This is a genomic window from Pseudarthrobacter sp. J47 (assembly GCF_049810315.1).
Taxonomy (GTDB): Bacteria; Actinomycetota; Actinomycetes; order Actinomycetales; family Micrococcaceae; genus Arthrobacter.
This window is the reverse complement of record NZ_CP187358.1, coordinates 760,323-782,655: the sequence shown is the minus strand read 5'-3', so window position 1 is coordinate 782,655 and position 22,333 is coordinate 760,323. Positions and strand designations below refer to the sequence as shown.

General features: G+C 65.8%; 20 protein-coding genes and 1 tRNA gene. 14 read left to right on the top strand and 7 right to left on the bottom strand.

The features are described 5' to 3' along the window. Positions 1-6: 6 nt before the first annotated feature. Entirely contained in the window at positions 7-1,191 is a 1,185-nt protein-coding gene (locus ACPJW8_RS03615; protein WP_330188305.1) for an aminotransferase class I/II-fold pyridoxal phosphate-dependent enzyme, read from the bottom strand. A gap of 93 nt (positions 1,192-1,284) precedes the next feature. On the opposite strand from ACPJW8_RS03615, the gene tmk reads away from it, so the two are divergent. The 3 genes from tmk to ACPJW8_RS03600 are packed head-to-tail and all read left to right on the top strand — an operon-like array spanning position 1,285 to position 4,691. Continuing rightward, on the top strand, positions 1,285-1,941 hold the full coding sequence (gene tmk, locus ACPJW8_RS03610) for a dTMP kinase (RefSeq protein WP_330188304.1): 657 nt from the start codon (positions 1,285-1,287) through the stop codon (positions 1,939-1,941). Next, a complete protein-coding gene (locus ACPJW8_RS03605; protein ID WP_330188303.1) occupies positions 1,938-3,080 on the top strand; it encodes a DNA polymerase III subunit delta' in 1,143 nt (380 codons plus the stop codon). Before tmk ends, ACPJW8_RS03605 begins: the two co-directional genes overlap by 4 nt. Positions 3,081-3,101: 21 nt before the next feature. Beyond that, complete coding sequence (locus ACPJW8_RS03600; protein ID WP_330188302.1) at positions 3,102-4,691, top strand: alpha/beta hydrolase; 1,590 nt, start codon at positions 3,102-3,104, stop codon at positions 4,689-4,691. Positions 4,692-4,710: 19 nt separating this feature from the next. Here ACPJW8_RS03600 and ACPJW8_RS03595 read toward each other — a convergent pair whose 3' ends face one another. Then, positions 4,711-5,379, bottom strand: coding sequence for an HAD family hydrolase (locus tag ACPJW8_RS03595; protein WP_425256405.1), 669 nt, complete (start codon positions 5,377-5,379; stop codon positions 4,711-4,713). Positions 5,380-5,634: 255 nt separating this feature from the next. On the opposite strand from ACPJW8_RS03595, the gene ACPJW8_RS03590 reads away from it, so the two are divergent. The 3 genes from ACPJW8_RS03590 (at position 5,635) to ACPJW8_RS03580 (ending at position 8,680) form a co-directional block, all read left to right on the top strand. Then, a tRNA-Thr gene (locus tag ACPJW8_RS03590) sits at positions 5,635-5,707 on the top strand. A 191-nt stretch (positions 5,708-5,898) separates the two neighbouring features. Continuing rightward, positions 5,899-7,416, top strand: a complete 1,518-nt coding sequence (locus ACPJW8_RS03585; protein WP_330188300.1) for an LCP family protein — start codon at positions 5,899-5,901, stop codon at positions 7,414-7,416. 49 nt (positions 7,417-7,465) lie between these two features. After that, positions 7,466-8,680 (top strand): CAP domain-containing protein, encoded by a 1,215-nt coding sequence (locus ACPJW8_RS03580; RefSeq protein WP_330188299.1) that lies wholly within the window; start codon positions 7,466-7,468, stop codon positions 8,678-8,680. Positions 8,681-8,758: 78 nt separating this feature from the next. On the opposite strand, the gene ACPJW8_RS03575 is transcribed toward ACPJW8_RS03580, so the two are convergent. Continuing rightward, the gene (locus tag ACPJW8_RS03575) at positions 8,759-9,058 is read right to left on the bottom strand and encodes a DUF4193 domain-containing protein (protein WP_330188298.1); all 300 of its coding nucleotides are present in this window, start codon (positions 9,056-9,058) and stop codon (positions 8,759-8,761) included. A gap of 159 nt (positions 9,059-9,217) precedes the next feature. Between ACPJW8_RS03575 and ACPJW8_RS03570 the strand changes: the two genes are divergently transcribed. The 6 genes from ACPJW8_RS03570 (at position 9,218) to ACPJW8_RS03545 (ending at position 14,019) form a co-directional block, all read left to right on the top strand. Next, the gene (locus ACPJW8_RS03570; protein WP_330188297.1) at positions 9,218-9,826 is read left to right on the top strand and encodes a GyrI-like domain-containing protein; all 609 of its coding nucleotides are present in this window, start codon (positions 9,218-9,220) and stop codon (positions 9,824-9,826) included. Positions 9,827-9,979: 153 nt separating this feature from the next. Beyond that, the gene (locus tag ACPJW8_RS03565; RefSeq protein WP_330188296.1) at positions 9,980-10,444 is read left to right on the top strand and encodes a MarR family winged helix-turn-helix transcriptional regulator; all 465 of its coding nucleotides are present in this window, start codon (positions 9,980-9,982) and stop codon (positions 10,442-10,444) included. Beyond that, a complete protein-coding gene (locus ACPJW8_RS03560; protein ID WP_330188295.1) occupies positions 10,441-11,700 on the top strand; it encodes an MFS transporter in 1,260 nt (419 codons plus the stop codon). Before ACPJW8_RS03565 ends, ACPJW8_RS03560 begins: the two co-directional genes overlap by 4 nt. A 58-nt stretch (positions 11,701-11,758) precedes the next feature. After that, positions 11,759-12,403: a TetR/AcrR family transcriptional regulator gene (locus ACPJW8_RS03555; protein WP_330194163.1), complete on the top strand. Its 645-nt coding sequence runs from the start codon at positions 11,759-11,761 to the stop codon at positions 12,401-12,403. Between the two features lie 23 nt (positions 12,404-12,426). Then, positions 12,427-13,353, top strand: coding sequence for a DMT family transporter (locus ACPJW8_RS03550; RefSeq protein WP_330188318.1), 927 nt, complete (start codon positions 12,427-12,429; stop codon positions 13,351-13,353). 198 nt (positions 13,354-13,551) lie between these two features. Next, entirely contained in the window at positions 13,552-14,019 is a 468-nt protein-coding gene (locus tag ACPJW8_RS03545; protein ID WP_330188317.1) for an Lrp/AsnC family transcriptional regulator, read from the top strand. Here ACPJW8_RS03545 and ACPJW8_RS03540 read toward each other — a convergent pair. Then, entirely contained in the window at positions 14,012-15,415 is a 1,404-nt protein-coding gene (locus tag ACPJW8_RS03540; RefSeq protein WP_330188293.1) for an amino acid permease, read from the bottom strand. The genes ACPJW8_RS03545 and ACPJW8_RS03540 overlap by 8 nt on opposite strands. Before the next feature lie 303 nt (positions 15,416-15,718). On the opposite strand from ACPJW8_RS03540, the gene hisC reads away from it, so the two are divergent. Both hisC and ACPJW8_RS03530 read left to right on the top strand, forming a co-directional pair. Then, positions 15,719-16,819, top strand: a complete 1,101-nt coding sequence (hisC, locus tag ACPJW8_RS03535) for a histidinol-phosphate transaminase (protein WP_330188292.1) — start codon at positions 15,719-15,721, stop codon at positions 16,817-16,819. Between the two features lie 2 nt (positions 16,820-16,821). After that, entirely contained in the window at positions 16,822-18,474 is a 1,653-nt protein-coding gene (locus ACPJW8_RS03530; protein ID WP_330188291.1) for a thiamine pyrophosphate-binding protein, read from the top strand. A 164-nt stretch (positions 18,475-18,638) separates the two neighbouring features. Here the strand turns inward: ACPJW8_RS03530 and ACPJW8_RS03525 are convergent, their stop codons facing one another. The 3 genes from ACPJW8_RS03525 to ACPJW8_RS03515 are packed head-to-tail and all read right to left on the bottom strand — an operon-like array spanning position 18,639 to position 22,333. Further along, positions 18,639-20,033 (bottom strand): GntP family permease, encoded by a 1,395-nt coding sequence (locus ACPJW8_RS03525; protein ID WP_330188290.1) that lies wholly within the window; start codon positions 20,031-20,033, stop codon positions 18,639-18,641. Between the two features lie 12 nt (positions 20,034-20,045). After that, on the bottom strand, positions 20,046-20,681 hold the full coding sequence (locus ACPJW8_RS03520; protein WP_330188289.1) for a bifunctional 4-hydroxy-2-oxoglutarate aldolase/2-dehydro-3-deoxy-phosphogluconate aldolase: 636 nt from the start codon (positions 20,679-20,681) through the stop codon (positions 20,046-20,048). After that, positions 20,678-22,333 (bottom strand): D-aminoacylase, encoded by a 1,656-nt coding sequence (locus tag ACPJW8_RS03515; RefSeq protein ID WP_330188288.1) that lies wholly within the window; start codon positions 22,331-22,333, stop codon positions 20,678-20,680. The genes ACPJW8_RS03520 and ACPJW8_RS03515 overlap by 4 nt, the downstream gene beginning before the upstream one ends.

Here is a 22,333-nt window from a genome sequence, read left to right as displayed (position 1 = left end):
TCCAGCCTAGCCTTCCAGGACGGCAAACGCCTGTTCCAGGTCCGCCCAAAGGTCCTGAACATTTTCGATCCCGACGCTCAACCGGACCAGGTTCTCCGGGACGCTCAACGGCTCTGCGAGGTGCCGGCGACGCCGTTCGATCAGGGATTCGACGCCGCCCAGCGAGGTAGCAGGAAGCCACAGCTTCAGTTCCTGGACCAGCCGGTCCGCGGCCGCGGCGCCGTCCAGGCCTGCCGCAGGAGCAACCTGGATGCAGAGTACGGAGCCGAAGCCCCTCATCTGGGCGGTGGCACGTTCATGGCCGGGGTCCGAAGGAAGGCCCGGGTACCGGATGCTTTCGACGAGCGGATGCGTGCTGAGCCGTTCAGCGAGGACCGCGGCCGACGCCTGCGAGCGTTCAATCCGCAGGGCCAGGGTACGGAGCCCGCGCAGCGCGAGCCAGGCCTCAAAAGGCCCTGCGATGGCGCCGTGGATGATGCGGTTGTGCAGCAAGGCGGCCCGGATGTCCGGGTTGGAGGTCACCAGGGCACCGAGGACCACATCGGAATGGCCGGCAAGGTATTTGGTTACCGAATGGAGCACGACGTCGGAACCCAGGCTCAGCGGTTGCTGCACCAGGGGTGTGGAGAAGGTGTTGTCCGTGACCACGATAGCCCCGACGTCATGGGCCGCCGCGGTGAGGGCGCGGATGTCCGCGATGCCAAGCATGGGGTTGGTGGGGCTTTCCAACCAGAGCATGCTGGCCGGGCGCCCTGCCTCCGGCGCAAGTTCCGCACGCACGGCATCCGTGTCAGAGATGTCCACGGTGCGCAGTTCCAGGAAGCCCTTTTCCGCAAGTTCCGTGGCCATCACCAGCGAGCCGGCGTAGCTGTGGGAAGGCATGACCAGCACTCCCCCGGCCGGTATCAAGGTGAGCGCGGAGCTGACGGCTGCCAGGCCCGAGGCGTAGAGCAGGCCCGGCAGCGTGGCACCCTCCAACTGGCCCAGGGCCTCCTCGAAGGGCCCCCAGCTGGGGTTGGCATAGCGCCCGTAGCCGCGTTCGCCGTCGGCAAGCGGACCGGTGCCGAAGTAGGTGGAGGACAGCACGATCGGCGGATTGACCGGCTGGTCCCGCTCGCGGGCTGGGCGGCCGGCCGCGACAACAACCGTTTCTGCCGACAGGGACTGCGCTTGTTCCTCGGAAAGACTCATGACCATAGGGTATGCCGCAGTGGTTGTCCACAGGAAAAGCGGTTACGCCCCGGCGGGCGGGTCGGTGTCGGTGATTGTCGGTAGGCTTGATGGGTGACTACGCAGAAGCCCGGACTGTTCATCGCCTTTGAAGGCGGGGACGGCGCCGGCAAATCAACGCAGGCTGCCCGGCTCGCCCAGGCGCTGGAAAGCCGCGGACAGTCGGTGCTGCGCACGCGCGAACCCGGCGGCACTCCCATTGGTGAGAAACTCCGCTCGCTGGTGCTGGACCACGGCCACGGGCACATCGATGCCCGCACCGAGGCACTGATTTTTGCTGCGTCGCGCGCCGCCCACGCCGAACAGGTCATCCGGCCGGCGCTGCAGCGTGGCCAGACCGTCCTCACGGACCGTTACATTGATTCCTCCGTGGCCTACCAGGGCGCGGGACGGGATCTGGGCACCGATGCCGTGCGGCAGTTGAACGAGTGGGCCACCGGCATGCTGGAGCCTGACCTCACAGTGCTGCTCGACGTCGAACCCTCTCACGGCCGCCGCCGCCGCACAGCCAACGACGCCCCCGAGGACCGCCTGGAATCCGAGGCGGACGAATTCCACAAGAAGATCCGGGACGCGTTCCTGGACCTCGCTGCCGCAAAGCCGGACCACTACCTGGTGCTGCCCGCCGACCTCACCGTGGAGGACCTCGCCGGCCGGATCCTGGACAGGGTGCTGGCGTTGATGGCGGCGCGGGACACCCTGGTGCCATGACGGTCTGGGACGATCTCCAGGGCCAGGACGCCGTAGTCACGCAGCTCAAGCTGGCTGCCCAGGGCGACTCCCTGACCCACGCGTGGCTGTTCACCGGCCCTCCGGGGTCCGGGCGTTCCAACGCGGCCAAGGCTTTTGCCGCCGCGCTGAACTGCGACCAGGACCAGCTGGCGGACCGCGGCTGCGGCTCCTGCGCTTCCTGCCACACGATCCTGGCGGAAACGCACCCGGACGTGACCTTCGTGCGCACCGAAAAAGTCACCATCACCATTGACGAGGCCAGGGACCTTGTCTCCTCCGCGGGGAACCGGCCTTCCAACGGCCGGTGGCGGATCATCGTCGTCGAGGACGCTGACCGCATGGCCGAGCGCACCACCAACGTCCTGCTCAAGGCCATCGAAGAGCCCACGCCCCGCACCATCTGGATGCTCTGCGCCCCTTCTCCGGCGGATGTCCTGGTCACCATCCGGTCCCGCTGCCGCCCCGTGGCACTTCGTGTGCCTCCCGCGGCGGACGTCGCACGGCTCCTGGTGCGCCGTGACGGCGTCGATCCCGTCCTGGCCGAACGTGCAGCCCGCGCGGCGCAGAGCCATGTGGGAATTGCCCGGCGTCTTGCCCGCGACGCTGACGCACGGGAACGGCGCCTCGAAACCGTGCGCTTCCCGCTGGGGCTGCGCGGCATCACCGCGGCCGTCATGATGGCTGACAAGCTGGTGAAAATTGCCACGGCAGAGGCCGGAAGTTCCAATGAGGAACGTGATGCCGCCGAGAAGGCGGCCCTCCTGGCAACCCTGGGGGCACCGGAGAGCGGTGTCCTTCCGCCGGCCCTCCGCGGCCAGCTGAAACAGCTGGAGGAGGACCAGAAGCGCCGCGCCAAGCGTTCCATCACAGACTCCCTGGACCGCACACTGACGGACTTGCTCTCCTTCTACAGGGATGTGCTTATTGTCCAGATGGGGAACGCCGTGGAACTGGTAAACGTTGAGCTTCAGGGCGAGATCGAGGAATTCGCGGCCCGTTCCACGCCCGAAGTCACGCTCGCCAGGATGGATGCCATCAACAAGGCCCGGCAGCGGATCACCACCACCAACGTTGCACCGCTGCTTGCCATTGAATCCATGGCTTCCAGCCTGATCTAGAACCATCACCCAGGAGACTGCATGACCCTCGCACCCGCACGTTCTGACCGACCGCGATCCACAGGATGGCGGCGGTTCGCGGGGTCACTGGCCGGGACTGCGGGCGCCCTGGCGGCGGTCATGGTCCTGGCATCGTGTTCACTCCTGCCGGGCGGACAACAGGCCAAGCCCACCCCCGGGATTGCTACCGCCGACGCCTCAATTGTGGAGTCAGCTCCGGAAGACCTGCGGGAGTTCTACGCGCAGGAAGTCTCCTGGGAATCCTGCGAAGGCGGCCAGTTATGCGCCGAGATCAAGGTGCCCATGGACTACGCCAACCCCTCCGGCGAAACCATCACCATCTCCGCGCTGCGGATGCCGGCCACCGGCGAAAAGCAGGGCACCCTGCTGGTCAATCCCGGCGGCCCCGGCGGATCCGGCTACGACTTCGTCCTGGATGCAGGAGCAACGTATTTCTCCGACGAGATGCACTCCAGGTACGACATCCTCGGATTCGATCCGCGCGGCGTTAAGCGATCCGCGCCGGTCACGTGCCTGACGGACCAGGAGCGCGACGCCGCCAGGGCCAAGGTCTTCGAGCTGGGCACCGATGCCGGGCTGGCCGCCGCCCGGGCAGAGAACCAGGCCTTTGCTGCCAAGTGTGCCGAGAAATCCGGCGAGGTGCTGGGCTTCGTGGACACCACGTCCGCCGCCAAGGACATGGACATCCTCCGTGCCGTATCCAACGACTCCAAGCTGCACTACCTGGGGTACTCCTACGGAACGTTCCTTGGCTCGGTCTATGCCTCCCTGTTCCCGGACAACGTGGGCCGCATGGTCCTGGACGGTGCACTGGATCCGGCCCTCAGCAACGAGGAAGTGACCTACGGCCAGGCCACGGCGTTCGAAAAAGCGCTGCGCACCTACGTGGGGTCCTGCCAGCAGGGGTCCGATTGCCCGTTCAAGGGCAGCGTGGATGAGGCCGTGGCGCAGATCCAGGCCCTGATCAACGACATCAACGTGCAGCCACGGACCGCCTCCGACGGCCGCCAGGTCAACGCAACCATGTTCGTCAACGGCATCATCACGCCCCTGTACAGCAACGCGAACTGGCCCACGCTGACCGCGGCTTTTTCGGAGGCACTCAAGGGCAACGTCGGCCCCATGCTGAGCCTCTCCGACTTCGGCGCGGACCGCGAGGGCAACGGGACGTACGGCTCCAACTCGGCGCTGGCTTTCACGGCCATCAACTGCCTTGACTACCCCATGGTCACCGATACGGCAGCCATGCGCGCAGATGAGCAGCGGCTGCGCGAGGCCTCTCCCACGTTCGGCAGCTTCCTGGCCTACGGCGGAATCACCTGTATTGACTGGCCCTACAAGAACGTACGCTCCCCTGCTCCCGTGGAGTATTCAGGTGAACAGCCGATCGTGGTGGTTGGGACCACCGGCGACCCCGCCACCCCCGTTGAATGGGCCACTTCGCTGCGCAAGCAGCTGGGCAACGCCTCCCTGGTCACCTGGGAAGGTGAAGGCCACACCGCGTACGGCCGGTCCAACAGCTGCGTGACCGGGCTGGTTGACCAGTACTTCCTGCACGGCACCGTTCCGGCGGACAACAGCGTCTGCTGACCGCCCCTGCCCGAGCCCGTCAGCCGCGGCTGAGCAGGTGCGGAACGTCCGCGATGGAAGGCACGACGGCGGCAGCACCGGCCGCGCGCAACGTTGCCTCATCGTGCGCTCCGGTGAGAACCCCGGCCACCAGCCCGGCGCCCGCGCTCAGGCCCGACCGCATATCCGCCGTCGAATCCCCGACTACCGCTACATTCCGTACATCGTCGAGGTCAAGCGCCAGAACAGCCGTCAGGACCATGTCCGGGTAGGGCCTGCCGCGCCCGGCGTCCGCGGGGCAGAGGCTCAGGTCCGCCAGCCCCATCCAGCCCAGTGCCTCCAGCAGGGTGTTCTGCGTGTGGCGGCCAAATCCGGTAGCCAGGCAGACGTGGATCCCCTCGGCGCGCAGCTTGCCGATGGCCTCCTCCGCGCCGGGAATCGGCTGGACCGCCCCTGAGCCGATCAGCCCATCACAATGGCGTTCAAAACTCCGGTTTGCCTCTTCGGCCCTGCCGGGTTCCGGAAAGAACCTGGCAAACACCTCAAGCTTCGATGTCCCCGAAGCCCGGCGGGCGTAATCCACCATGGCGGCGTGCTCCGGGGAGCCTTCCCGGATTCCCTGCTCGGCAAGAACCCGGGCCAGCGCACTGTCCAGCAGGCCGCCGTCGGACACCGTTGTCCCCACCATGGCCAGGACCGCGAGCTTCACGTCCGGCACCCCAACTGCTTGATGTTCCAGTGAAATCCCCACCTTTCGTCCCCCATCCGACTGTGCATCTCCCCAGCTTCCGCGGCTGCCTGGATCAGCGGCTGAATGCCCCGCGACCGCCAGGTGAACTTCAGGCCAACGGCAAAAGGGAAGGGTGCTGCCAGCTCTCCCGGCTCATTTTGACCCGGACGCGGACACTCCATTACAGTTGACTCTTGCGTGAACCGATCGGCCCCGCCGGTCAGCGCATGCGGTGCTTCCTTAGCTCAGTCGGTAGAGCGTTTCACTCGTAATGAAAAGGTCATCAGTTCGATTCTGATAGGAAGCTCAGTAGAGGGACCCCGTGCCATCGCCCAGCAGCGATTGCACGGGGTCCTTTGCCGTTAACGCGGCTGCAGGCATTCAACGGCCCAAGGTTACTTTTCAGTATCAAAACGTCCAAGATGTGCCAATCTGGTGCTTTGTGCGGAAGTGAGCCCCGGTAGCGTGGAGGGGCCATCACCTCGAAAGGTCGTCCCGTTGTACAGCCGCACCAATGCACCGCGCCCGGAACCAGCTGATCCCGAACCGGCACAGTATCCGGGCCAGGGGAAACTCGTTTCAGCCAGCCGCCGGCGTTTCTCCTACCGCCAGGCACCTGGATGGCTCAAGATCACCGGGATTGTAGTGGGCGCGGCCCTGGTGGCTGCCCTTGGGTTCGGCGGGTACTGGGCCTGGCGCCTGCAGTCCAACATCACCACATCTGCCCTGGGCGCAGGCGGCCAGCGGTCCGAAGGCCCGATCAACGACAAAACAGACCGGCTGCAGGTCCTCATCCTGGGCACGGATACACGCGACGGCAAGAACGGGGATTTCGGCACCGCAGACCAGTCCACCGGCTACGGGCAGTCCGACGTGATGATGCTGCTGGACATTTCCGCGGACAACCAGGACGTCAACGTGGTCAGCTTCCCGCGTGACCTCCTGGTGGACGTCCCCACATGCACGGACCAGGAAACGGGACTCGAGTACCCGGCGCGCCGGAACGCGATGATCAACAGTGCCATGGCAGAGGCCGGAATCGGCTGCGCCGTAGATACCGTCAACAACGTCACCGGCTTCGAGATCGACCACTTCATGATGGCTGATTTCAACTCGGTGAAGGAACTCTCCAACACCGTGGGCGGCGTCGAGGTCTGTGTTGACTCCGCCGTCTACGACCCGGATTCCGGGCTCCGCCTGCCTGCCGGCAGCTCATCGGTTCAAGGGGATCAGGCACTTGCCTTCCTTCGAACCCGTTACGGTTTCGCCGACGGCGGGGACCTGGGCCGGATCCAGGCGCAGCAGGCGTTCCTGGGCTCCTTGACCCGCAAACTCAAAGATGAAGGCACGCTCAGCGACCCCCAGAAAGTACTGGGTATCGCTGATACCGTTACCCGGAACCTGACCGTGGATAAGGGCCTGGCTTCCATCCCGGCGCTGCTGACGATTGCCGACAGGCTGAAGAACATCGATCCGGCCAAGGTCAACTTCATCACCGTCCCCACGGTTCCCGCCGCTAATCCGAACAGGCTGCAGCTGGCGGAACCGGCAGCCGGAAACCTGTTCGCCGCGCTGATGCAAAGCGCCGACCTGTCCGGCCCGGCACCCGCCCCGGATGCGCCTTCGTCCCCAGCCCCGCAGCCGGAGTACGACAAGGCACTGCAGCCCATTACGGTGGCAAACGGCACCAGCATAGTGGGCCGAAGCAACGACATCGCGGCAATCCTTGCCGGCACCGGTTTCACCAACGTCACCCGCATCGCGGCCCAGCCTACTGACGAGACAGTCATCTACTACGGCGCCGACTTCGACGATGTGGCGGCGGACCTGGCAGCAGTCTTCGGACTCCCACCGGCAAACGTGTTGGCGGCACCAGGGGTCCAGGGAGTCCAGCTCTACCTGGGAATAGACTTCACCACGGGCGATCAGCCCACACTGCCCGCGCCGAGCACCCGAGACGTTGTCTCGCAAACGGCGCAGGACCAGAAGTGCCAATCCGTCAACACCTTCCGCTGACCCAGCCTGCCCCGGACACTGCTCCTGGCCCAAACCGATCTAGGGATTTATGAAAAGACCATTCACCGGCGCTGCGTCAGCAACGCTGGGCGTCGTTCTTGCGCTCACCTTCGGACTCCTTGGGGCAGGTGCATCCGCTGCCACACCACTGCCTTCGCGCGTTCCGACGGCCACATATAACGACGCCTTCGCCAAAAAGACGCACGACCTCATCAATGCGGAAAGGGCCAAGGCAGGCGTCAGGCAGCTGGCCTGGAACCAGCGCATTGCCGACGTTTCCCAGGACTGGGCCAACAAGCTGGGCGTTGCCATGGTCAGCCCGACGTTCGACTGGGCCAAGATCCACCGCCCGGACGCCGGAGGCTCCCTGATTCCACCCGGTGCCACCATGTACCGGGAGAACATCGGCATCAACTCCACGCCGGAGCAAATTGTCAGCTGGTGGATGGGCTCGGCAGGTCACCGGGCCGCCATGCTGGACGCCCGCCTCACTGATGCCGGCCTCGGGTACTCCGTCCCGGCGTCGGGCCCTTACGCAGGACTCCGAATTGTGGTTTCCAACCTGGCCGCATACTCCAGTACCACCGCACCCCCGGTAGCTCCCACCCCGGCACCCGGCACCACCGCCATAGCCCTCAAGGCAGCGCAGCTCGGAGGAGCATTCGGCGCCGCCACCACCGGCGAGATCTACGGTCTCCGCAACGGAGGCGGCTACCAATGCTTCCAGCGGGGCTGCATTGTGTACTCCCCGGCGACCGGCGCACGGCTCTCCTTCGGCGGCATCAGGACCGTGTGGGCCGCCAGCGGATCTGAAAACGGAATCCTCGGCTACCCCACCACCGATGAAGTCTCCGGACTGCGGAACGGCGGCGTCCACCAGCTGTACCAGGGCGGGGCGATCGTGTGGTCCCCGGCCACCGGCGGGCAAATTTCCACTGGCGGTATCCGGACCGTGTGGCTGGCCAACGGGGCGGAAAACGGCAATTTGGGCTACCCCACCAGCAACGAGATCACGGGCCTGCGCAACGGCGGAGTCCAGCAGACCTACCAGGGCGGGGCCATCATCTGGTCCCCCGCAAACGGAGGATACGTTTCCATCGGCGGCATCCGCACCCTTTGGGCTGCTACCGGGTACGAAAACGGGCGCCTGGGCTACCCCACCAGCAACGAATACGCCACGTACGGCGGCGGAGTCGCCCAGAACTACCAGGGCGGCGTCATCTTCTGGAGCCCCACGGGCGGCGTGCGGGTTTCCTACAAGTAGGTCCTGTTACAGACAAAAGATCCCTCCTGCCAGCTGGCAAAACCAGCGGCGGGAGGGATCTTTTATTGGTGAGGGCTTTTAGCCTTCACATTCCACGCAGTACGCGTGGCCGTTCTTTTCGCGTGCCAGCTGGGACCGGTGGCGGACCAGGAAGCAGGACCAGCAGGTGAACTCATCGCTCGCCTGCGGAATGACTTGGACCACCAGTTCCTCGGCAATGAAGTCTCCGGGGAGGTTAACCCCGTCAACGTTGTCCGCCTCATCCAACTCCAGGACCACGCTGCGGGCGTCGGGCGTGTTCGCAGAACGCAGGGCCTCCAGGGACTTGTCCTGGGACTCCTTAACGTCTGACCGGAGTTCGTCGTAATCGGCTGCCAATTCGGTGCAACTCTTTTCTCTAGTTTTGCCTTGTCGCGTCTGCAACGTACAGCATGCCAGGAAAATTCCCAACCCCTGACGGCCTATTGGACGCCGGAAGTGCCCAATGACACAGTTAGGCTCATACTGCACCGGTTCGCCGCGCCGAAGGGGCCCGCCGTGAAAATCGACCTCCGCCTGCAGCATCCCGAGTACTACAACCCGCCTGCCCGGCCTGTACTGGCCACGTTTGCCGGCATCCCGTATGTGGCTGTGGACGGACGCGGAGCCCCGGGCGGGGCGGAACACACGGCAGCCATGGAAGCCATCTACCCGGTGGCCTACGCCGCGAAGTTCGCAGCCAAGGCCCAGGGCCGGGACTTCACCGTTGCCAAGCAGGAGGGGCTGTGGTGGTTCGACGAGCATCTTCCGGCCGCTGAGGTCCCCCGCGAGACGTGGAACTGGACCCTGCTGATCCGGCTGCCGGACTTCGTGGATGAAGCCGCCGTAGCGGCGGCCAAGGCAACCGCTTCCGCCAAAAAGCCGGGCAACACGGTGATCAGCCAGGTCCACTACAAGGAACTGGAGGAAGGTCTCTCCGTGCAGATGATGCACCACGGGCCCTTCACCACGGAACCGGAAACCGTCAGGCTCATGAAGCACTTCATGGAAGATCACGGCCTCGAGTACAACGGCATGCACCACGAAATCTACATCACCGATTTCCGGCGGCTGCCGCCGGAGAAGTGGCGGACGGTGCTGCGGTATCCCGTCAGGCCCCGCAAGTAGTCCCGGCTCTCCTGAAGACGTACGACGGCGGCACCTCCCGCCGTCGTACGTCCTGCTTGGGTGCCAATCCCCTGCCGCTGCTGGCGGTTTCCGGGCATCCGGGGAATAATCGTTAGCAACGCTAATTAACGCTGCTAACGAAATGGGGAGCCAATGACTGCAGACGCGAAACCTCCTGAAGCGCCAGATTCCGCTGACCAGGCAGGCATGGACGCGTTGGCGATCGACCTGCGGATAGCGATCATGCGGACGTCCCGCCGGCTCCGCACGGAAGCAAGCGGCGATTTTGTCTCGCCCGGCCAGTACGCCGCCCTCACCCACCTCCAAAAGGGCTCCCGCACCCTTCGCGAACTCGCGCAACTGGAAAACGTCCAGGCACCGTCCATGACCCGGATTACCAACTCGCTCGCCGAACAGGGCCTGGTAACACGCGCAGGCCACCCGGATGACGGCCGGCAGATCCTGCTCTCCATCACCCCGGCCGGCGAAACCGTGATCAACGAGGCCCGCAGCCACCGGACGGCCTGGCTCGCCCAGCGCGTGGCCACGCTGAGCGAGGCGGACCGCCGGACGCTCAGCCGGGCCGCGGAGCTCATGCTGGAGATGAGCGCCAAATGATCACTACCTTCAGGGCGCTGGAAAACCGCAACTACCGCATGTGGGCCGGCGGCGGGCTGGTTTCAAACATCGGCACCTGGATGCAGCGCGTGGCGCAGGACTGGCTGGTCCTGACAGTCCTTACAGACCATTCCGGAACGGCCGTTGGCATCACCACCGGCCTGCAGTTCCTCCCCATGCTGCTTCTGGGACCGTATTCGGGTGTACTGGCGGACAGGCACAGAAAGCGTCGGATCCTCCTGTGGACGCAATCGGCCATGGGACTCTGCGCCCTGGTGGTGGGACTCCTGGTGGTACTGGGCGCGGCCCAACTGTGGCAGATCTACGTTGCCGCCCTGTGTTTGGGCATCGCCAGTGCGTTCGACGGCCCGGCCAGGCAGGCCTTCGTGTCGGAAGTGGTCCCCCGGAAGGACCTCCCCAATGCCGTGGCACTGAACTCGGCGTCCTTCAACACGGGCAGGCTGGCAGGCCCCGCCGTCGCAGGCCTTTTGATCGCCTGGATCGGCACCGGCCCGGTCTTCCTGCTCAATGCCGCCAGCTTCGTCGCCGTGATCCTTTCCCTGGTACGCATCCGCCCATCAGAACTTTTCCCCGCAACACCCATGGCGCGCGGAAAGCGCCAGGTGGCCGAAGGTCTTCGATACGTCCGCAGCCACCCGGAGGTGGTGACGATCATGGCCCTGGTGGGCGTGGTGGCCGGTTTCAGCCAGAACTTCCAGGTGACAAATGCCCTGATGGCCACCACCGAGTTCGGCCTGGGCCCTGGCGAATTCGGCCTCCTGGGCACCATCATGGCCATTGGCACGCTGGCCGCCGCCCTGATGTCCGCGAGCAGGCCCTTCCCCCGGCTGCGCTTCCTCCTGGGCGGGGCGCTGGGGCTGGGATTCTTCTCACTGCTGGCCAGCGTCTCGCCGTCGTATTGGCTTTACGCAACAGTAATGGCTGCCCTGGGGTTTGCCCTGATGACCTTCCTCAACAGCTGCAACACCCGCGTCCAGCTCTCCGTGGACCCTCAGTTCCGCGGCAGGGTGATGGCCCTTTACCTGACCGTCCTGCACGGCGGCACTGCACTGGGAGCTCCGCTGCTCGGCTGGGTGGCCACGGAGGTTGGTGTCCGCTGGACCATTGCCGGCGGCGGAGTGGTGGTGCTGCTGGCGGCCGGATCCGCCTTCGTGACCATACGACGGCGGGCCCGCACCTCTGCAGCCGGCGAACCGCTGGCGGATACCACCCAGAAGGAAGCAAGGCAGCAGTAGGCCCCCCGCCCTAGGTAGGTAGACTAGGCTACCTACCTAGGGACCAGCGGGAGTAATCATGACTGACAGCAGCGCAGCAACTGCCACTGCAGGGCCAGCCACTGCAGCGCCAGCCACAGCAGCACCTGGCACCCGGCGCCGGCCCGCGCGTGATGCGCTGTTGGAGGCCGCGGCCCGGCGCTTCTACGCTGACGGCCTGGCCGGGACCGGAATCGACGCCATCACGGCTGAGGCAGGAGTGGCCAAGAAAAGCCTGTACAACAACTTCGCGTCAAAGGCCGAGCTGGTGTCCGCGTACCTGGATGCGCGGCATCAGGAGTGGCTGGAGTTGTACAGGGCCCGGCTGGCCAAGGCCGGCAACCCTAAGGAACGGGTCCTCGCCGTGTTCGATGCCTACGCCGACCACGCCAACTTTGCCTACAGCCACGGATTCCGCGGCTGCGGCCTGCTGAACGCCGCAGCCGAATTGCCGGTTGGCGATCCCGGCCGGGAAGCCGTGCGCCGCCACAAGGAGGAAGTGGAGGCGCTGCTGGCCGGGCATGTGGCCGAGGCGTTAAAGCAGTCGCCCAGGGAAACCGCCGCGATGGCCCACCACCTGGCGTTCCTCCTGGAGGGTTCCATGGTCCGGGCAGGACTGGAAGGAAACGACCGCTGCATCCGCGAAGCCCGCAGGATTGCCGCAGCCATGCTGGAAGCCCGGTGAAAGCGGCAAAGTTCGACGGCGGCATGTGGGGCGCCGTGTTCGTCCTCGCCGCCTCACTGCTATGGGGAACCACCGGCACGGCCGCCACGTTCGCCCCGGACGTGAGTCCGCTGGCCATCGGCGCCGTTGCCATGGGGTTCGGCGGACTCCTTCAGGCGGCCATTGCGGCCCGGCCCATCGCTGCGTTTTCCGGTGAGTTGAAGGGCCAGGGGCGGATCCTGATGCTCGGCGCGCTGGCCGTGGCCACCTACCCCCTGGCGTTCTACTCGTCCATGCACTTGGCGGGCGTGGCGGTGGGAACGGTGGTCTCCATCGGCTCCGCTCCCCTGGCTTCAGCAGTGGTGGAGCGCGTGGTGGACAAGCGGCCGTTCACGCGCCGGTGGACCATTGGGGCGACGCTGGGCGTCACCGGCGCCGTGCTGCTCTGCTTTGCGGACACCGGGCATTCGGCCACGTTGGGCGGTTCAGCCTGGTCCACCATGGCCGGCATCGGGCTGGGACTGGCGGCTGGCCTGACATACGCCCTCTACTCGTGGGCGGCCCACCGGCTGATCAGCACGGGCATCCCGTCGGCGGCATCCATGGGCGCGGTCTTCGGTATTGGCGGCCTGATCCTGATGCCCGTCCTGGCCTTCACCGGCGCTCCGCTGCTTGCCTCGTGGCAGAACTTCGCCGTGGGCGCCTATATGGCCCTTGTTCCCATGTTCGCCGGGTATGTCCTGTTTGGCTGGGGCCTGGCCCGGGTCCGGGCCAGCACGGCAACCACCATCTCGCTGACGGAGACCGTAGTGGCAGCCCTCCTCGCCGTAGTAATCGTGGGCGAACGACTTGCCGCGCCGGCCTGGCTTGGTGCAGCGCTGGTCCTTGGCAGCCTGGTGGTGTTGACGCTTCCGGGGCGGCGCTCCCCTGCGACCTCCAGTGCGGAACGGGAACTGGAGACCATGCGGTAAGCACCCCACCACAAACGCCAGCGGACGACGGCGGGAGGGAACCCGCCGTCGTCCGCTGTTGCTTTGCTCCCGGGGCAAACTTAATCCCGGCGCAACGGTCCAGCCGTTACACTCTAGAAGCAGTTGGCAGATTGCAGAGTTTTCCCTGGGAAACCTGGCATTCTGCAGTAGGACTACCGAGTGGAGGCGAGGCTTGTGGTGTCAGTCGACGGAATCGATGCCAAAATTGTCAGGTTCTTTACCGATTCGCCGAGGTCTTCGGTGCTGGAGGCTTCGCGGATCCTGAAGATTTCCCGCGCCACGGTCCAGTCCCGGCTGGACAAGATGGTGGAGAACGGCGTCATCGGATCCTGGGTGCCGCAGCCGGACCCCGCCCACTTCGGCTTCCCGGTGGTGTCCTTCTGCTCGCTCACCATCAATCAGGACATGGGACACGACACGGTGGTGGAGGTCCTGGCCGGGATTCCCGAGCTGATGGAGATCCACACCGTTTCCGGGAGCTTTGACCTGATGGTGCGCATCGTTGCGCGGTCCAATTCGGATCTGCAGCGTGTGCTCGATGCAATGATCGCCACGAAGACCATTCTTCGCTCGTCCTCGGTGATCGTGCTGAACACCCACTTCCAGGGCAGGACCCTGCCGCTGCTGGAAGCTGCCGCTACCTGACCTCAACGTCCTGTTCCGGCATGCTGCGGGAACGTGCCGCCAGCTTGCAGGCCACCGCAATGCCGGCGGTAAGCGCGATGGTGGAGAGGAGCTGCGTCCTGGCGACCGGGTCAAAGCAGGTGAGGATGAGGATGGCCGCGAGTATCACCATGCCGGCCATGGTCAGGTACGGAAAGGCCCGCATCCGCAAGGTGAGGGCCTGGCCTGCCTCATCTGCCCGCCGGCGGAGGACAAACTGGGACAAAAGAACCGCGGCCCACACCAGGAGGACAGTTGACCCCACCAGGTTCAGCAGCGCCGGGAGGATCCGATCGGGGAAGAACAGTTCCAGGACGGTGGAGACGATCCCTACGGCCACCGACACCAGGACAGCAACAACCGGCGCTTTCACCCTGTTGAGCTGCAGGAGCAGCCGTGGGGCATCGCCACGCTCAGCCAGTGAGTAGATCATCCTGGAAGCGCCGTACAGGTTGGCGTTCAGCGCGGACAGGAGGGCCACGACGGCCACCAGGATGATGGCAGTTTCCGCGCCCGGGATCCGCGCGACAGCCAGGACCGCAGCGAACGGGGAGCTGAGCGCCTCGGAGTCCCAGGGCACAACGGTCACGATGATGGCCAGGGACCCGATGTAGAAGACCATAATGCGCCACACGACGGTGCGGATGGCTTTGCCGACGCTGCGGACCGGATCAGCCGTTTCCGCCGCGGCAACGCTCACGATCTCCGTTCCGCCGAAGGCAAACACCACTACCAGGAGTGCGGAGGCAATCCCGGCCCAGCCGGCCGGAGCGAACCCGCCGTTGCCAAAAATGTTGGTCAGGCCGGGCGAAGCCACGTTGGGAAGCCAGCCAAAGATCAGGGCCGCGCCAATCATGAGGAACATGATGATGGCGGCGACCTTGAGGATGGCAAACCAGAACTCGAATTCCCCGTAGTTCTTCACGCCGGCGACGTTGATGATCGAGAAAACGCCAATAAACGCCAGGGACAGGAGCCACACAGGCAGTCCCGGAAACACCGAGGCCAGAAGGGCGGCAGCACCCAGGGCCTCGGCGGCGATCACCACAACAAGCTGGAACCACCAGAGCCAGCCGACGGTTGATCCTGCGGTCTTTCCGAACGCCTTCTGGGTATAGACGGAAAACGCTCCCGAACTTGGGTTGGCTGCGGCCAGTTCCCCCAAAGCCTGCATCACGATGATGACGAGCGTGCCTGCCACCAGGTAGGACAGCAGCACGGCAGGCCCTGCAGCCTGGACGCCCACGCCGGAACCCAGGAACAACCCGGTGCCGATGGCGCTGCCCAGCCCCATCATGGTCAGCTGGCGTGAATTCATGGACCGGCCCAGTCCGGACCGCGTTTCAGGGGGCGCAGCAGTCGTTACAGCAGTCTCCATGCAGGTGCCTCATCAGAGTCAGGAGGCGGACGTGATCCACCTCGAAAGGAATATGGGACGCCCGGCCCGGTGACTCACCGGTGAGCGCCTTGAGTGACGGTAGTCACTTGCGAGGGCATGAGCAACGTATCGGGAAAAACCTGAGCAAGTTGCACAGCGGAAGGCGCGTGAGCTGCGTCACTCTTAGCAGTTTGTCCGGCCGCGGGCATGCAGCTTGTTTATGTGATGACCGCTACTTACTGTCGGAAAAACAAGCGCTCCTGCGCTCCATTGTCCCATCTGCTCCGCTCACCAGGAGAACCAATGACCATCCCGCAGCGCGCCGGACTAGAGAACTTTCCGCCCTATCGCCAGGGGAAAGCTCCCCGGGGCATCGACGGCGTCACGGCCTACAAGCTCTCCGCCAACGAGAACCCCTACCCACCCCTGCCTTCGGTACTTGCCGCCGTCACGGCTGCCGTGCCCAGCATCAACCTGTATCCGGAGATGGCTGCCGAGGAGCTCACCCTGGCCATCGCGGACCGTTGGGGAATCTCGCCGGACAACGTGGCTCTTGGTGCCGGCTCCGTTGAGGTGGCCAGCCAGATCATCCACGCTGTCACCAACCCTGGCGACTCTGTGATGTTTGCCTGGCGGTCCTTTGAGGCATACCCACTCCTGGCAACAGCAGCGGGCGCCACACCGCAGCCCATCCCGCTGACGGCCGACGGCGGCCACGACCTGGTTGCGATGGCTGCGGCAGTGACGCCACGGACGAAGGTCATTTTCGTATGCAACCCGAACAACCCCACAGGCACCGTGGTTGGGGCAGCGGAAGTTGAGGCTTTCCTCCAGTCAGTCCCCGCTGACGTGGTGGTGGTACTGGATGAGGCGTACGTCCACTTCAACACCGACCCCGGTACCGCCGTCGGCATTGAGATGTTCCGCAAGTACCGCAATGTTGCGGTCCTGCATACCTTTTCCAAGGCGTACGGCCTGGCCGGACTCCGCCTGGGCTATGCCATTGCGGCAGCTGAACTGATCACCAACCTCCGCAAGGTTGCCGTGCCGTTCGGTGTCACCGCGCTGGCACAGCAGGCCGGGCTGGCGTCCCTGGAAGCCGAGGGCGAACTCCAGGAGCGGATCGACGTCCTTGTTGCCGAGCGCCGTCGGATGTACGCCGCGCTGCTGGCTGCAGGCCTTCCCGTCCTGCCGTCCGAGGCCAACTTCCTCTGGCTCAACACCGGCGGGCAAACGGCTGCCCTCGCTGCCCTGTTCGAGGAAAACGCCTTGTCCGTCCGGGCCTTCGCCGACGAAGGAATCCGGATCACCATCGGCACCGCGGAAGCCAACGACAGAGTCCTGGACGTAGCCCGCCAGGCAACCGGGCTTCTGGCCCCCGCTGCCCTAACCCCAAGGAATTGACCGTGACTGAGTCCCCTAACGTATCCGACGTCGTCGCCGACGTCTGCGCACAGCACACCGAAGCCGTATTTGGCCTGATGGGCAACGGCAATGCCTTCTTCACCAGCAACCTCACCAGCCGTGGTGTGCCGTACGTCAGTGCCCGGCATGAAGCCGGAACCGTTGCCATGGCGGACGCCTACTACCGGGCATCGGGCAGGATCGCCCTGGCCACCGTGACCTACGGGGCCGGTTTCACCAACGCTTTGACAGCCCTGACCGAGGCCGCGAAGGCGCGGACGCCGATGGTGCTGGTAGTAGGCGAAGCCCCTACAATCGGACCCCGCCCGTGGGACATCGACCAGTTGATGGTGGCGCAGGGCCTGGGCGTCCAGACCTTCACGGTCTCCGCCGGCAACGCTGCCCGCGTCACCGCTGACGCGTGGGCAACCGCCAGCCGCGAGCGCTGCCCGATCATTGTCTCCATCCCCTACGACCTCTCCAGCGAACCGGCCGGGCCCCAGGAACCGGCGCCAGCCCAGCCAGCGGCTCCGCGGGTTGCACCCAAGTCCGCCGATGTGGAACAGGTTGCGGCACTGCTCAACCGCGCACAGCGGCCACTGATCCTGGCGGGCAACGGTGCGGTCATTTCCGGTGCGGGCGCCGCTCTGGTGGCATTGGGCGACAAGGTCGGGGCCCTGTTCGCTTCCTCCGTGATGGCGCGCAGCTACCTCGACACCCCGTGGGACCTCGGCATTGCCGGCGGGTTCTCCCGGACCGCACCCTTGCAGCTGATGCGCACGGCCGACGTCGTTATTGTTGCCGGTGCCAGCCTCAACGCTTTCCAGACCCGTTACGGCTCGCTGTTTGCCGACGACGCCGAGGTGGTGCAGATCGATGAACTGGGCGCCGCTACCAATCCCAGGGTCACCCGCTTCGTCCAGTCTGACGTTGCGGAGATGGCGGAGGCACTGACTGCCGCGGTAACCCCCGTGGCCGAGGGCTGGCGCAGCAGGCACCCCGAGGTGCTCCTGCCGTCCTTCCGGGAAGAACAACCCGCAGACGAGTTCGCTGCTGACGGACGGTTGAATCCCCGCGCCGTGGCCCAGCAGCTGGACGCGCTCCTTCCGGCCGAGCGGACCATCGTCCAGGACGGCGGCCACTTCTGCGGCTGGATCCCCATGTACTGCCAGGCGCCCGACCCGCAGGGCCTCATGATGGTGGGCACCGCGTTCCAGTCGATCGGCCTGGGTATCCCGGCCGCGGCCGGGGCCGCGGTGGCACGGCCGGAGCGGATCACCGTGCTGGTTGCCGGCGACGGCGGCGCCCTGATGGCGCTGGCTGATCTTGATTCAGCTGTCCGCACCATCTCCAGCGGCGTGATGGTGGTGTTCAACGATGCCGCCTACGGTGCCGAAATCCACCAATACGCTGCGCGCGGCCTGGACGACACAGCCATGCAGATCCCAGAGGTGGACTTCAGCGCCATCGGGCAGGCCATGGGTGCCCACGGCGTGAAGATGAGGTCCCTCGCCGACCTTCAGGCCCTCAAGGAATGGCTTGCCGCCGGCGCCGACGGCCTGTTCGTGCTCGACGTCGCCATCACCCAAAGCGAGGTGGCCGAATACATGCAGGAAAGCATGGCGCCCATCCTGGCGTCCCTGGCCACGGCGTAACTCTCCCCCACGTCCGGTTCGACGGCGGCACTCACGTGAGTGCCGCCGTCGTACGTTCCCTCCGTCCCCCCGCCCTCCGTTTCGACGGTTCCGTACGCTCACGACGATCCGAATCATCGTGTACGCACGGAACCGTCGAAACGGCGAAGGGCTTTGGGATCCGGTTACTGCACGAACTGGTACAGCAGCGCCGCCATACCGAAGCCCACTACTGACAGCACGGTTTCCAGCACCGTCCAGGTCTTCAGTGTGTCCTTGACGGACATGTTGAAGTACTTGGCGATGATCCAGAAGCCGCCATCGTTGACGTGGCTGGCGATGATCGAGCCGGAGGAGATGGCGATGGCGATCAGGGCCAGCTGCGGCTGCGAAAAGTCGCCGCTGGTGAGGGTGGGAGCAAGGATGCCGCCCGTGGTCACGATCGCAACGGTGGCCGAGCCCTGGGCGATGCGCATGCCGCAGGCGATGACGTAGGCGGACAGGATCAGCGGGAGTCCGGCGGTGGCCAGCGAATCGGCCACAGCCTTGCCCACGCCGGTGGCCGAAAGCACGGCACCGAAGAAGGCACCGGCACCAACAACCAGCAGGATCATGCCCACCGGCTTCAGCGATGCAGAGCTAAGATCCGACAGGTCCTTCGCGCTCATGCCGCGGCGGGTGCCCAGCAGGTACATGGACAGGGCAACGGCAACGGTCAGCGCGATGGCGGGGTTGCCGAAGAACACCAGGACGTCACGCAGGGTACCGGCCGGGAGGAACACGTTGCCGAACGTGGCGCCGAGGATCAGCACCATGGGCAGGCCGATGGCCAGGGAGACGGTGCCGATGGACGGCTCGTGGCCCCTGGCTTCTTCCGCTTCCGGGATGACGCGGTCCTCGGGGACCTCAATCATGACCCGCTTGCCGATCCAGGTGCCCCAGAGAATGCCCGAAGCGAACCAGGCGGGGATGCCACAGGCCAGGCCCATCAGGATGATCCAGCCAAGCTCGACGCCGAACAGGCCTGCCGCAGCCACGGGACCCGGGTGCGGCGGCAGGAAGGCGTGGGTTACGGAGAGGCCCGCCAGCAGGGGCAGCGCATACAGCGCCAGCGACTTGCCGCCGCGGATCGCTGCGACATATACCAGCGGTGCCAGGACGAAGATGCCGATGTCGAAGAACACCGGGATACCCAGCACAAAGCCGGTGATGCCCATGGCCAGCGGCGTGCCCTTTTCGCCGAACACCTTCACAAGCTTGCCGAGCAGCACCTCTGCGCCGCCGGACCGCTCCAGGATGGCGCCCAGGACGGTACCGAGGCCGATGATCAGGGTGATGTGGCCCAGGATCCCGGCGAAGCCCTTTTCAATCAGGGCGTCTCCGCTCTTGGTGGGCGATCCCACCAGCGCCTCAACAGTGACGCCGCCCAGCAGCGCCACCACCACGCTGGTTCCCACCAGGGCAATAAACGGCTCGATTTTGACCCGGATGATCAGGAACAGCAGCAGGGCTATGCCCGTGCCGGCAAGGAGGAGAAGGCCAGCGGTGTCATTCCGCAACCAGTCCAGAAATTCAGTCATGGGGATGCTTTTCTACTTGAGGGCGCCGGTGAAGGCGGCGGCCCTGGCTGAAATGTCCGCCCAGTCGCCGGCGGCGACAGCGGCTGGTGGAACAACGCTGGTTCCGCAGCAGACTGCTGCGGCACCGGCGTCAAGGTAGCTCCTGGCATTGGAGGCGTCGATGCCTCCGGACGGCAGGAGCCGGATTCCGGGGTAGGGGCCCTGGAGGTCTTTCAGGTAGGCAGGGCCGAGCTGCCGGGCGGGGAAAATCTTGACGACGGCGGACCCAAGGTCCAGCGCCTGCGCCACTTCGGTGGGGGTCATGGCGCCAAGGCTGAACGGAATGCCGGCCTTGACGGCCACCGCGGCGACCTCGGGCCGCAGCCCCGGCGTCACCAGGAACTGCGCGCCGGCGTCGATTGCGGCCCTCGCCTGGTCGCCGGTCAGTACCGTTCCGATTCCGACGGCGGCACCATGCTCTGCTGCCGTCTCCGCCGCGCGCTTCACATGGGTGAGTGCGTCCGGGGTGGTGAACGTCAGCTCAACACTGCGGATGCCGCCGTCGGCAAGGGCTTTGCAGAGTTCCGCGGCGTCCGGGATGGCGGGGGCGCGGACCACCGCAAGGGTGCGGTCCGCCTCGAGCTGGCGGAGGAAATCGTCGGGGGTCATGCGCTGGTTCCTGTTCTGGTGAGGCCGTCGCTGTGGCGGCGGAGGGCACGTCCGGCGCGGGCTCCGGTGGGTTGCCCGGCGTCGATGGCTGGGGTGCCGTTGACGAAGACGTAGTGGATGCCGGCTGCGGGCTGGCGTGGATTCTCGAAGGTGGCGGTGTCCCGGATGGTCTCCGGGTCGAAGAGGACCAGGTCCGCGGCGTACCCTTCGCGGACCAGGCCGCGGCGGTCCAGCTTGAGCCGGGCTGCGGGCCTGCCGGTGAGGTGGTGCACGGTTTCCTCCAGGCTCATCAGGCCCAGTTCCCGGCAGTAATGGCCCAGGTATCGGGGGAAGGTTCCCCATGCCCGCGGGTGCGGTTTGCCGCCCACCAGCAGGCCGTCGCTGCCGCCGGTGTGCGTCCGGTGCACCATGATGGCCCGGACGTTTTCCTCATGCCCCACGTGCTGCAGGATGCCAGTGCCGCAGCGGTCATCGAGGAGGATTCCGGTGAAAACTTCGAAGGGTTCGCGGCCTTCTTCAGCGGCAATCCGGGCGATGGTACGGCCCACGTAGGCTGCGAGCGCCGGGTTCTGCACGCCGCTGATTTCCAGGGTGTCCCATTCGGCCACCACGCCGTGGCAGCCGTCCGAGCCGTAGATTTCCACGTTTTCGCGGATCCTGGCTTTGGTTTCCGGGTCGCGGAGGCGTTCCAGGGTGGCGTCGGTACCGCCGGCGGAGGCCCAGCTGGGGAGGATTGCGGACAGTGTGGTGGCGCCGGGCAGGTACGGGTAGGTGTCCAGGGTGATATCCACGCCCGCGTCCAGGGCTTCGTCGATCAGGTCCAGCAATTCGCCTGCCCGGCCCTTGTTCTCAGCGAAGTTCATGGTGGCGTGGGAGAGGTGAAGGGCGCAGCCGGTGTCCCGGCTCAGCCCGATCATCTCCGCGTACGCACCCAGCGCACCTTTCCCGTAGGAGCGGTGGTGCGGCGCATAGAACCCGCCCAGCTCACCCACCGCGCTGCACAGCGCGCCGAGTTCTTCAGTGGTGGCGTACATGCCGGGCGTGTAGGTCAGGCCGGAGGACATTCCGACGGCGCCCTCCGTCATCCCTGCCCGAACCACCTCACGCATCCGTTCCAGTTGTGCAGGGCTGGGCTGGGCGTCGTCGAAGCCCATCACCAGTGCCCGCACGGTGCCCTGCGGCACCAGGTAGGCGGCGTTGGTGGCGATCCGGCCGCCGTCGTACTCCGTGTCCAGGCGGTCCAGGTACTCCCCCACCGTGCGCCAGTTCCAGTCGAAATCTTCCGGGTTGTCATTCCAGCCTGCGATCTTCTGGCGGACGCCAGCCAGGGTGGCATCGTCCACCGGCGCGTAGGAGAGCCCGTCCTGGCCCAGCAGTTCGGTGGTGACTCCCTGGCTGAGCTTGGCGTAGTGGTCCGGGTTGACCAGGAGCTGCAGGTCCGAGTGGGCGTGCATGTCAATAAAACCGGGGCTGAGCACCAGGCCGGTGGCGTCGATGGTGCCCACGTCCCCGGCCGCGGCGGTCGCCCCGGAGGTGAGGCTGCCGGCGTCGGAAATTTCCGCAATCACGGCGCCATCCAGCAGGACGTCCACTGTCCGGCGGGCCCCGCCGGTGCCGTCCACCAGGACGGCGTTGCTGATGAGTGTCTTCAT

What these genes read in the sequence shown, in the direction of transcription:
- ACPJW8_RS03555 (WP_330194163.1), top strand. Translation starts at nt 11,759, where the DNA reads ATGACTGACAGCAGCGCAGCAACTGCCACTGCAGGGCCAGCCACTGCA.
- ACPJW8_RS03520 (WP_330188289.1), bottom strand. Translation starts at nt 20,681, where the DNA reads ATGACCCCCGACGATTTCCTCCGCCAGCTCGAGGCGGACCGCACCCTT.
- ACPJW8_RS03515 (WP_330188288.1), bottom strand. Translation starts at nt 22,333, where the DNA reads ATGAAGACACTCATCAGCAACGCCGTCCTGGTGGACGGCACCGGCGGG.
- ACPJW8_RS03560 (WP_330188295.1), top strand. Translation starts at nt 10,441, where the DNA reads ATGATCACTACCTTCAGGGCGCTGGAAAACCGCAACTACCGCATGTGG.
- ACPJW8_RS03600 (WP_330188302.1), top strand. Translation starts at nt 3,102, where the DNA reads ATGACCCTCGCACCCGCACGTTCTGACCGACCGCGATCCACAGGATGG.
- ACPJW8_RS03540 (WP_330188293.1), bottom strand. Translation starts at nt 15,415, where the DNA reads ATGGAGACTGCTGTAACGACTGCTGCGCCCCCTGAAACGCGGTCCGGA.
- ACPJW8_RS03605 (WP_330188303.1), top strand. Translation starts at nt 1,938, where the DNA reads ATGACGGTCTGGGACGATCTCCAGGGCCAGGACGCCGTAGTCACGCAG.
- ACPJW8_RS03525 (WP_330188290.1), bottom strand. Translation starts at nt 20,033, where the DNA reads ATGACTGAATTTCTGGACTGGTTGCGGAATGACACCGCTGGCCTTCTC.
- ACPJW8_RS03580 (WP_330188299.1), top strand. Translation starts at nt 7,466, where the DNA reads ATGAAAAGACCATTCACCGGCGCTGCGTCAGCAACGCTGGGCGTCGTT.
- ACPJW8_RS03615 (WP_330188305.1), bottom strand. Translation starts at nt 1,191, where the DNA reads ATGAGTCTTTCCGAGGAACAAGCGCAGTCCCTGTCGGCAGAAACGGTT.
- ACPJW8_RS03550 (WP_330188318.1), top strand. Translation starts at nt 12,427, where the DNA reads ATGTGGGGCGCCGTGTTCGTCCTCGCCGCCTCACTGCTATGGGGAACC.
- ACPJW8_RS03565 (WP_330188296.1), top strand. Translation starts at nt 9,980, where the DNA reads ATGACTGCAGACGCGAAACCTCCTGAAGCGCCAGATTCCGCTGACCAG.
- hisC (WP_330188292.1), top strand. Translation starts at nt 15,719, where the DNA reads ATGACCATCCCGCAGCGCGCCGGACTAGAGAACTTTCCGCCCTATCGC.